1 protein-coding gene is annotated in these 295 nt (G+C 47.5%); it reads right to left on the minus strand.

Features of this window, described 5'->3' with window-relative positions; translation table 11 throughout:
- Positions 1-207, minus strand: a 207-nt coding sequence (locus AC0QHF_RS07550; protein ID WP_375341406.1) for a reverse transcriptase N-terminal domain-containing protein, incomplete at its 3' end; no start/stop codon positions are given.
- Positions 208-295 lie beyond the last annotated feature (88 nt).

The following is a 295-nucleotide window of genomic DNA, read 5'->3' on the forward strand; positions in this document are numbered from 1 at the left end:
CGCTAAGAGCCTTGCGTAGTATGACTTCAAAAGGAGTCTCTGCAACCTTCTGGCTTTTGCATCCTGTCCCGATTGAGTCGCTTGATAGATACGCTTTTGCAACTTGAAGACCATCCGCTGGACTTTCGCCCAATTGATTATCCTCCATGCATTCTTAGTGACCGTTGGTTTCGGCTTGCCGAAACCTTTGGTTTGACTAGACGCCATTATTGCTACTTAAGTCTCCATCTTACGTCTGAACCGTAACCCGTCTGCATATCCCAGACATTACATCTGGGCGTTGGCTTCTGGTTAC

Source organism: Lyngbya sp. CCY1209, assembly GCF_055795065.1.